General features: G+C 65.8%; 7 protein-coding genes. 2 read left to right on the top strand and 5 right to left on the bottom strand.

The features are described from left to right. On the bottom strand, positions 1 to 1,549 hold a 1,549-nt coding region (locus XI09_RS09490), incomplete at its 3' end, for a HAMP domain-containing protein (protein ID WP_271566604.1). Positions 1,550 to 1,831: 282 nt separating this feature from the next. Between XI09_RS09490 and XI09_RS09485 the strand changes: the two genes are divergently transcribed. Both XI09_RS09485 and XI09_RS09480 read left to right on the top strand, forming a co-directional pair. After that, positions 1,832 to 2,998, top strand: coding sequence for an FIST N-terminal domain-containing protein (locus XI09_RS09485; protein ID WP_271566603.1), 1,167 nt, complete (start codon positions 1,832 to 1,834; stop codon positions 2,996 to 2,998). A 5-nt stretch (positions 2,999 to 3,003) separates the two neighbouring features. Then, positions 3,004 to 4,353, top strand: coding sequence for a hybrid sensor histidine kinase/response regulator (locus XI09_RS09480; RefSeq protein ID WP_271566606.1), 1,350 nt, complete (start codon positions 3,004 to 3,006; stop codon positions 4,351 to 4,353). Positions 4,354 to 4,543: 190 nt separating this feature from the next. On the opposite strand, the gene XI09_RS09475 is transcribed toward XI09_RS09480, so the two are convergent. From XI09_RS09475 to XI09_RS09460, 4 genes are all read right to left on the bottom strand, one after another. Next, positions 4,544 to 5,239, bottom strand: a complete 696-nt coding sequence (locus tag XI09_RS09475; protein ID WP_271566605.1) for a response regulator — start codon at positions 5,237 to 5,239, stop codon at positions 4,544 to 4,546. Between the two features lie 124 nt (positions 5,240 to 5,363). Continuing rightward, the gene (locus XI09_RS09470) at positions 5,364 to 6,050 is read right to left on the bottom strand and encodes a response regulator transcription factor (RefSeq protein ID WP_271566602.1); all 687 of its coding nucleotides are present in this window, start codon (positions 6,048 to 6,050) and stop codon (positions 5,364 to 5,366) included. 139 nt (positions 6,051 to 6,189) lie between these two features. After that, positions 6,190 to 7,368 carry a c-type cytochrome gene (locus XI09_RS09465; RefSeq protein ID WP_271566601.1) on the bottom strand — a complete coding sequence of 393 codons (1,179 nt, stop codon included), beginning with the start codon at positions 7,366 to 7,368 and terminating at the stop codon, positions 6,190 to 6,192. Between the two features lie 139 nt (positions 7,369 to 7,507). Next, positions 7,508 to 9,223: a PQQ-dependent methanol/ethanol family dehydrogenase gene (locus tag XI09_RS09460; protein ID WP_271566600.1), complete on the bottom strand. Its 1,716-nt coding sequence runs from the start codon at positions 9,221 to 9,223 to the stop codon at positions 7,508 to 7,510. Positions 9,224 to 9,661 lie beyond the last annotated feature (438 nt).

Here is a 9,661-nt window from a genome sequence, read left to right as displayed (position 1 = left end):
CTGGCGACCGATCTCCTCGACCGAGGCCGAGAGCTCTTCCGTCGCGGTCCCCCCCCCCCCCCCCCCCCCCCCCCCCCCCCCCCCCCCCCCCCCCCCCCCCCCCCCCCCCCCCCCCCCCCCCCCCCCCCCCCCCCCCCCCCCCCCCCCCCCCCCCCCCCCCCCCCCCCCCCCCCCCCCCCCCCCCCCCCCCCCCCCCCCCCCCCCCCCCCCCCCCCCCCCCCCCCCCCCCCCCCCCCCCCCCCCCCCCCCCCCCCCCCCCCCCCCCCCCCCCCCCCCCGGCCGAGGCCGAGACGTTGGAGACGATGGCGCCGACGGCGCTCTCGAAATCGTCGGCAAAGCGGATCAGCTCGGAGCGGCGGGCGGTGGCCAGTTCCTTGTTCTGGGCTTCGCTCGCGGCGGCATCGCGCTCGGCCTTGGCAACCGCCTGGACCTTGAACTCCTCGACAGCGCCGGCCATCTCGCCGATCTCGTCCTTGCGGCCGAGACCCGGCAGCACGACGTCGAAATTGCCCGAGGCGAGCTCGCGCATCGCCTTGCACATCGCGATCATCGGACGCGAGATGCCGGTGCCGAGCAGGAAGGCGAGAACCGCGCCGAGCAGCGTGCCGCCAACGGCGAGCATGAGGACCAGTTGCTCGGTCTGCCCGATGGTCGCCTCCGATTCGGAATCCAGCCGCTGCTGTTCGGCGACGAGGTCCGCCTTCATGGCGGTGGCGCCCTGAAGAATTGCGCCGGCCGAGCCGCTCATCTCGGTCACGAGCTCATCGACCATCTTGGCGTTGGCGATCAGCTTCTCCAGCGCGTCGCGATAGGCCGCGAGCAGAGCCTTCGCATCCTTCAGGCCGGCGACGATCTTGTCGTCCATGGAATAGACCGCGCCCAGCGAGTTCTCGACGAACTTCAGTCGCGCCAGCGCGCTTGTCGCCACCGCCTGGTCGGAGTTGAGGATGAAATTACTCGCGGCGGCACTCGCGGTCTGGAACTGGGCGTTGACCTGCTTGGTGCCGAACTCGATCGCCTGCGCCTCCGCGTCGGAGGCGTTGTTGCCGATGTCGTCGAGCTTGTACTTCAGGAGATTGGCGTTGCGCTGAAGCTGGTTCTGGACCAGGAGCGCGCTGTCGCGCTTGGCTTGCAGGATCTTTGCAAACGTCGCCGAGAAGTTGGAGAACTCCTTGGCGAGCTTGTTGAGACTCTCCTGCCGCGCCGGCCGCTTGGCGCCCTTGATCGCCTGGTCGATCGCGTTCTTGAGGCTGGCCTCGGCATCCAGCGCCGCCTTGGCATCATCCTCCTTGCCGGTGACGACGAAGTACCGGGCGGACGAACGATAGGCGAGCAGCTCGCGGTCGATGTTGCGGGCGAGGTCGGCCTCGGAAACGCTGGTGCGGTAGGACCCGACCCCGGACGACACCCGCTCGAAGCCGAAATAGGCGAAAGCCATGCTGCCGGCTGAGATCACCAGCACTGCGGCAAAGCCCAGGATGATTTTGGCGCGGAACCTGAGGGTCGGAAATATGGTGCGCTTAGACGGCGACGCGACACGCCCGGACATTCCAACCCCCACCCTATGTTCTTGCAACGATCACGCGGCCCGGAAGCAGCCCTTTCCGAACGCGTGCGGAAAATTAAGGCAGAAACGTCAAGGGGCGGTAAATCCGTCCGGCCTGCACCGCGGGTGGAGAGAAGTTTCCGCCCTCTGGGGCGCGTCCAGCCTTGCCGGGCCGAGCGGCGCCGTGTTGCGGCTAGCCGGAAAACGCCTTACTCTTTGGAGACTTGTCAGGCACTTATCAGGCACTTGGCGTCAGACCAGGCTGGTCCTCGAGGGAGAAACGGAGTGGGGCAAACCGATTTTCGGTTTGGCGGTGCGTCTGGCGTTGCCGTTGCCAAATCGAAGGCTGCGAGCGTCGATGAAGCCGTGGCCGAGCTCGCCGCCCAGCTCCCATCCGACGAGCTGGCGCTGATCCTGGTCTTCCTCTCGCCCAGCTACGACCCCCATCACTTCATCGCCGAGATCACCCGGCAATTCGACGAGACCCAGGTTTGCGGTTGCACGACCGCGGGCGAACTCGCCCCCGACGGCTGGGACGAGAATAGCGTCGTGGCGCTGGCGTTCAGCCGTGCCGACTTCTCTGCCGCGGTGCGTCCCATTCTCAATCTCGACAGCTTCCGCGTCGAGGACGGCCGCAGGATCGGCGGCGAGCTCCGGCACGAGCTGTTGCGGGTCACCCCGCAAGTCGATCGCGGCAACCCCTTCGGCCTGGTGTTGATCGACGGCCTGTGCCGCCGCGAAGAGGCGGTGATGTCCGCGATCTATGCCTCGCTCGACGACATTCCTGTCGTCGGCGGGTCCGCAGGCGACGGGATGCGCTTCGAGAAGACCTGGGTGTTCTGCGACGGCAAGGCCCACACCAATGCCGCCCTCCTGATCCTGTTGAACACCTCGCTGCCGTTCCGGGTTTTCAAGTGCGACAATTTCGAGCCGAGCCCGCAGAAGATGGTGGTGACCGAAGCCGACATCGAAAATCGAACGGTCAGGGAGCTGAACGCGGAGCCTGCGGCCCAGGAATATTCGCGCATGGTCGGGATCCTGGACGCCAAGCTCGATCCGTTCTCCTTCGCGTCCCACCCCGTGCTGGTGCGCGTCGGCGGCGCCTATTACGCGCGGTCGATCCAGCGCGTCGAACCGGACGGCTCCCTGCATTTCTTCTGCGCCATCGACGAGGGCATGGTGCTGACGGCGGCGACGTCGCGCAGCCTGGTCGGCTCGACCCGCGACACCTTCACCGAGATCCGCGACCAGATCGGAGAGGTCTCGCTCTATATCGGCTTCGAGTGCCTGCTCCGCCGGCTCGACGCCGAGCAGCATCAGCTCGCCCGCGACATGTCCGAACTGTACCGGCAGAACCGGGTCGTCGGCTTTCACACCTATGGCGAGCAGTTCGGCTCCATGCATGTGAACCAGACCTTCACGGGCGTCGCGATCGGAAGGCGCCCGTCGTGACGGACATGTGGCAGGGCCCTGATGCGATCGACCAGCTGCGGCGCGAGGCGGCGAAGCTGAAGAAGATCAATGCCGCGCTGATGTCGCGGGTCGAACGCTCGATGGACCAGCAGCTCAACGCCTTCTCGCTGTTCGAGACCGCGATTGCGCTCGACCACAAGGTTCGCGACCGGACTCACCAGTTGCGCGAGGCGCTGCATTCGGTCGAGCGCGCCAATGAGGGACTCTACCGCGCCAAGCAGCAGGCCGAAGCCGCAAGCTCGCTGAAATCATCGGTGCTGATCTCGGTCACCCACGACCTGTTGCAGCCGCTGAACGCAGCGCGCCTGACGCTGTCGGCGCTGACCGAGATGATGGAATCGCAGGAGGCGGGCCTGCTCATCGACCAGGCCGACCGCTCGCTGCTGATGCTGGAGGACCTGCTGCGGTCGCTGCTGGAGATCGCAAAGCTCGACGCCGGCGCGCTCAAGCCCGACGTGCGCGCGATTGCGCTGGCGCCCCTGTTCCAACAGCTCCGCAACGAATTCGAGCCGGTCGCGGCGCGGCAGGGTCTTTCCCTGCGCATCCGCACCTCGCCGCTCGCGGTGAGGTCGGATGCGATGATGCTGCGGCGGATCCTGCAGAACCTGCTTGCCAATGCCATCCGCTATACCCGCAGCGGCGGCGTCGTCATGGGATGCCGGCTGAGGGGCGACCACATCTGCATCCAGGTCTCCGACACCGGGCCCGGAATTGCACAGGCGCAGCAGCAGGCAATCTTCCGCGAATTCCAGCGCGGCGAGGCGACCGCGACCGACCAGGCCGGCTTCGGGCTCGGCCTCTCCATCGTCCGCCGGTTCGCAACCGTGCTCGGGCACGAGGTGCGGCTGTCGTCGCAGGTCGGCAGGGGATCGACCTTCACCCTGGAGATGGAGCCGGCCGACCTCGCGGAGGTCAGCGACGAGGTGCACGAGGTCAAGCTCGCCGAGCGGCACTATAGCGGGCTCGAAGGCGCCAAGATCCTGCTGATCGAGAACGACCCGAACGGCTCGGAGGCGATGGCCGCCCTGCTTGAAGGATGGGGCTGCGACGTCGCGACCACGCGCTCGGCCGCGGACGCGCTGCTGCGCCTCAGCGAGCTCGGCGGCGCACCCGATGCCGTGATCGCCGATCTCCACCTCGATCACGGCGAGAGCGGCCTGTCGGCCATCGCTGATGTCCGCCAGCATCTGAAGCTCGACACGCCGGCCATGATCATCACGGCCGACTACTCCGAGAAGGCCGCGAAGGAAGCGAGCCGCCACGGCCTCGAAGTGCTGAAGAAGCCGATCAAGCCCGCCGAGATGCGGGCGCTGCTGTCGTTCCTGCTGAGCTAACCCGCGCGGATGGTCTTCGCCCCGCCCCGCTTGCGGCGGAGCGAGCGCACATGGCTTCCAATAAAAATGGCGAAAACAACCCCATGCACAGTACCGGTAGTATATTACGTATCGTCAAGGCAATGATTTACAATCGAAATTAGCAACGGAGCGTCCTCAATCTGGAGGGGCAAAGCAGGAGAAAATCGCCTCACTGCTGGTCCGGCCGTGCCCGCTCGCGCCTGGCCGCGGTGTCTCCGGCTGCCAGCGTCGCGAAATCGATTCTGGACATTTCGACGATGGCCTTGGTGCGGCTGAGCACGTTGAGCTTGCGCAGGATGTCGGAGACGTGGACCTTCACCGTGGTCTCCGAAATCTTCAGCTCATAGGCGATCTGCTTGTTTTGCAGGCCGCGCTTGAGCATTTCCAGCACGCGCAATTGCTGCGGCGTCAGCTCGTGCAGGCGCTTCAGGAGATCCTGCGCGGGGCCGGACGCGCGCTGTGGGCGGACCAGTCCGCGATAGGCGGCGGGAACACAGACCGAGCCGCGCAGCACCTCGCCGATCGACTGTGCCAGATCCTGCTTGGACGACGATTTGAGGATGTAGCCGGACACGCCGAGCGACATTGCGCCGGACATGATCTGCCGATCCTGATGCCCGGAGACGATGACGACGGGAATTTTGGGAAACGCCTTGCGGATGCGGATGATGCCCGAAAGACCCGTGGTGCCCGGCATCGACAGATCGAGCAGGATCAGGTCGAGCTCGGTGGTCGCCGCGACCTGCTCCAGCGCGCCGTCAATCGACGTCGCCTGAAGAATATCGGCTGCGGGCGCCACCATCCTGAGCGCGCCTTCGAGCGCCTCGCGAAACAGCGGATGGTCTTCGACGATCAGAAATCGCATCACGTATGAGCCATTCTGAAGACCTTGCCCAAGATGCCGCCGGGGCCGGCGTTGAATTGAACGTGCTGAGAATGGCTCAGCAGGGCCGCGCCGGCTTGATCCAGGTCAAGGACGACACCGCGCGTCATTGCGGCCTACCGCGATCGACCCGCGCATGAGGCCGGCTGCGCGGATCGGGCAGCTCCATCTTGCCGATCTCGATGACCGCCTTGTTGCGGCTGAACAGGCCGAGCTTGCGCAGGATCTCGGTGATATGCGCCTTCACCGTGGATTCGGCGAGCTGAAGCTCCTGGGCGATCTGCCGGTTCGGATAGCCGCGACGCAGGAGGTCGAGCACGCGAAGCTGCTGCGGCGTGAGCTCGCGCAGCTTGACCTCGAGCGCGTTGCCGGCATCGGCCCGCCGCCGCTGCGGCGTCGCCACGAAATCCTTCGGCACCGACACCGATCCGCTCAGCACGCCCTCGATCGATTGCGCCAGCTCACGCTTCGACGTCGACTTGGGCAGATAGCCGGCGGCGCCCAGCGCCAGCGCCTCGCGGACGACGTGCTGGTCCTCCTCGCTCGACACGATGGCGACGGGCAGGCGCGGATAGGCCTCGCGCAAGCGCAGAAAGCCGGAGAAGCCGGTCGCATCCGGCAGCGAGAGGTCGAGCAGCGCGAGGTCGATGCCCTGCCCGGCCGACAGGATATGCAAGGCATCCCCGATCGACATCGCTTCGAAGATCCGCGCCTCCGGCAAGGCCAGCCGCACCGCATTGCCGAGCGCCTCGCGAAACAGCGGATGATCGTCGATGATCAGGAAGCTGGTCATGGCGCCTTCCCAACACTGCACCGCACGCGCATCGACTGCGGCAGCGGAAGCGGCACATCCATGCGATAGCCGTCCGGCGTCCGGGATGATGCCGGACGGACGCTACCACATCCTCCCGATCGCGTTCGGTCAAGATCGTTCAGTCGTTCGATTCGGACTGGACCGTCAGCAGGAAGGAAAAGATGTGGTCGAACTGGTCGTCGGTGAAGACCTCTTTCCAGGCCGGCATGCCCTTGGTCGGCCGTCCCTCATGCACGGTCGTCCAGAATTTCTCGCGCATCTCGTCGCCGTAGCGGTGACGCAGCAGCCGCAGGTCGATCTTCCGCTCGCTCTGGACCGCGTCGGGACCGTGGCAGTGCGCACAGGTTCCGTTGAAGATCTCCTTGCCCGAGCCGACGGCCTCTGTGCCCGGCGCGGCCGCGTCGCCCTTGGTCTCGGTCGCCACCACATTGGCGGTCTGCGTCACGCCGGGCCCGGTCCCGGTCGTCGTTCCCGCCGGCATCGCCTGGGTCGCCCCGAAGCGCGCCGGCTGGCCGGTCGGCAGGCCATATTTTACCGCGAGCGCACCGATGGTGCTCTGAAGCTGCGGCAGGACGGCATCGACGCGATCACGCAGCTCGGTGGACGTCTTGGCAAAGCCGATGGCCGCATCCCATGACAGGCCATCGCCCTCGGTGAGCTGGATCTGATAGCGATCATTGTAGCTGGTCTTGTTCAGCCAGCCGGCGACCGGCCCCCAGATGAAGGCGACGTCGGCCTTGCCCTGATCGAGCGCCTGCATGCCTTCCTCCGGCGACAGCACCGTCACCTTCTGGATGTCGTCGCGGCTCGCGAGCAGGTTTTGCGGCGTGCTGGCGAACTGCACGGCAACGCGCTTGCCCTTGAGGCCGTCGACCCCATCGAGCGCCTGCCCCTTGGCGGCCACGAGGGCATAGCCCTCCTTCGCGAACGCGTTGGAGAAGATCACGGCCGGCCCCATGAAATCCTCGGACCGCGGCAGCCCGATCATGGCGTCGCATTGCTTGCCGAGCAGCGTGACGCGCACGGTGCGCTTGCCGAAATAGGATTTGTACCAGTCGTAGGCGACCGGCCGGCCGAGCGCCTGCGCCAGGGCCTGCCCGATCTCGACATAGAAGCCCGGCTGCGACGGACTGTCGCTCGAGAACGGAAGATTGGTCGGATCGGCGCAGAGACGGAGCGGCTGCGCCTCGCCTGCGTGCAGCGGCGACGCCGGAACGATCAGCGCGGCGGCACATGCGAACAGGCCTGCGATGGCGCGATTTCGGCTCGCACCGATGCCAGAATGATTCGGACGCATCCTCGTCTCCCGTAGCGTTGTTGGGCCAGAGCTTTGTCGAGCCAGGCACTGCGGCACCAGGCATCGGCCGCTGCTGCAATCTACCGTCTGGAAAAGGCGCGCGCGTATCCCGTCACCTCGAGGATACGCGCGCGAGTGGTCACTGGACGGAGAACACGAAGAGCGAACCGCCCTCGGGGGCTGCGGCCGTCATCTTCTTTCCTACCTCGCCCAGGAACGCAGGCAGCGCAGCCGTGCGGCCGACGACGATGGCGACATATTGCTTGCCGTCGACCTGGTAGGTCACCGGACCTGCGCCGATGCCGGAGCCGAGATTCTTGCTCCACAACACCTTGCCGGACTTCGCATCGATGGCGCGGAAATCGCCATGGATGTTGCCGGCAAACACGAGGCCACCGCCGGTGGTCAGCGTGCCGCCGTTGAACGGCAGGTCTTCCTTGATCGACCAGACCTTCTTCTGCGCGACCGGATCCCAGGCCACGAGCTCGCCGAGAAAGCCGCCGGGGCCTTCCTTGGTCGGGAATTCGGCGCCGAGATAGAACACACCGCGCTTATAGGCGACATCGGAGACCGACCAGTCCATGCAGACATTGTTGGACGGGATGTAGACGAGGCCGGTCTGCGGGTTGAACGACATCGGCTGCCAGTTCTTGCCGCCGATCAGGTTCGGGCAGATGTCCTTGGCGGGATGGTTCGGCCCTGGACGCTTGTCGGGATCCTCGACCGCGCGCATCGTGGCGACGTCCCACTTCTTGGCCCAGTTGGAGAACACGTATTTCTCCGCCGAAAGCACCTTGCCGGTCTCGCGATTGGCGACGAAGAAGTAGCCGTTGCGATCCGCCTTCATCAGCGCCGGAACGGTGCTGCCGCCGATCTTCAGATCCGCGAGCACAGCTTCGTTGACGCCGTCATAGTCCCAGGCATCGGCCGGCGTGGTCTGGATGTGCCACTTGATCTTGCCGGTGTTGGGATCGAACGCCACCGTCGAGGCGGTGTAGAGGTTGGTCAGCTTGCCGAAATTGCCGTCGCCGGTCGAGCGCACCGCAGTGTTCCACGGGCCGGGATTGCTGGTGCCCCAATAGACCGTGTCGCTCTTCGGATCGTAGGAGCCGACCAGCCAGGCCGCGCCGCCGCCATGCTGGGCGGAGTCACCCTTCCAGGTGTCGCCGCCGGGCTCGTCCGGCGAGGGAACGGTGTAGGTCTGCCACAGCTGCTTGCCAGTGTTGATGTCGAAGGCCTGGAGCGAACCGCGCACGCCGTACTCGCCGCCGCCGAAACCGGTGATGACCTTGTCGCGCACGACGAGCGGCGGCGAGGTGATGACCGACCCCTGCTTGTAATCGACCACCTTCGTCGTCCACAGTGCCTTGCCGGTCGCGGCATCGAGCGCCGTCAGCTTGCCGTCGAGGCGGCCGACGAAGATCTTGCCGTCGGCATAGGAGACGCCGCGGTTGTTCACGTCGCAGCAGGCGTATTGCAGCACGTCCTCGGGAATATCGGGCTCGTAGGTCCACTTGCGCACGCCGGTGGCGGCATCGAGCGCGTAGACGTATTTCGGGCCCCAGGAGCTCGAAACGTAGAGCGTGTTGCCGACGACGATCGGCGAGGATTCGTTCGAACGGAGCGAGGCCAGCGAGAACGAATAGGCGAGCGTTAGCTTGCCGGCGTTCTCGGTGTTGATCTGCTTCAGCGGGCTGAAGCGCGTGTTGCCGTAGTCGTGGCCGGCAACGGCCCACTGGTTCGAATCGGATTGTGCCTTGAGCAGGGAGTCGTTGGCGCGAACGCCTGATGTAGCGGTGGCCAGCATCGCAACCATCGAGATGCCAGCCAAGAAGCCCTTCGTTCCAAAGGTCATGTATTCCCTCCGCGGTGTTGTTGTGCACGCCATGTTAGGCGCCTGAGCGCGCTACGCTCGTGATGCGCAGTTCGTCTGCGAGCCATCGTTCGAAATTACAGCATCGCCTTTTCGCGCTTAGTATAGGCGGAAGGTAGTAGTGCAAATCATTGGCGGCTTTCGCCGCTCATCCCGTTGTCCGCGCTTGCGTCTTGCCCTTATTTTGCAGCGCTGACCGCGCTATCAGATTCCGGCAAAGTCATGCCGCAATCCGATTCGTCCGGCCCACTCAGCGCAGTAGGGTGGGCAAAGCGAAGCGTCCCCACCTCTTCTTTCGCAGTCGTGGATTAGTAAGTGGTGGGCACGGCGCAAGAGCGCCTTTGCCCACCCTTGTATTAGCGCGAGCGCTTATGATGGTGGCGTTCCGTGAGGAATGGCCCAGCCCGGGTGACGGCCCGA

Origin of the sequence: Bradyrhizobium sp. CCBAU 11386 (assembly GCF_028128955.1) — a bacterium.
Taxonomy (GTDB): domain Bacteria; phylum Pseudomonadota; class Alphaproteobacteria; order Rhizobiales; family Xanthobacteraceae; genus Bradyrhizobium.
The sequence above is the reverse complement of the archived record's forward strand: the minus strand, read 5'-3'. Positions and strand labels throughout refer to the sequence as shown.

Coding starts and splice junctions, on each gene's coding strand:
- XI09_RS09465 (WP_271566601.1), bottom strand. CDS start 7,368: ATGCGTCCGAATCATTCTGGCATCGGTGCGAGCCGAAATCGCGCCATC.
- XI09_RS09475 (WP_271566605.1), bottom strand. CDS start 5,239: ATGCGATTTCTGATCGTCGAAGACCATCCGCTGTTTCGCGAGGCGCTC.
- XI09_RS09480 (WP_271566606.1), top strand. CDS start 3,004: ATGTGGCAGGGCCCTGATGCGATCGACCAGCTGCGGCGCGAGGCGGCG.
- XI09_RS09460 (WP_271566600.1), bottom strand. CDS start 9,223: ATGACCTTTGGAACGAAGGGCTTCTTGGCTGGCATCTCGATGGTTGCG.
- XI09_RS09470 (WP_271566602.1), bottom strand. CDS start 6,050: ATGACCAGCTTCCTGATCATCGACGATCATCCGCTGTTTCGCGAGGCG.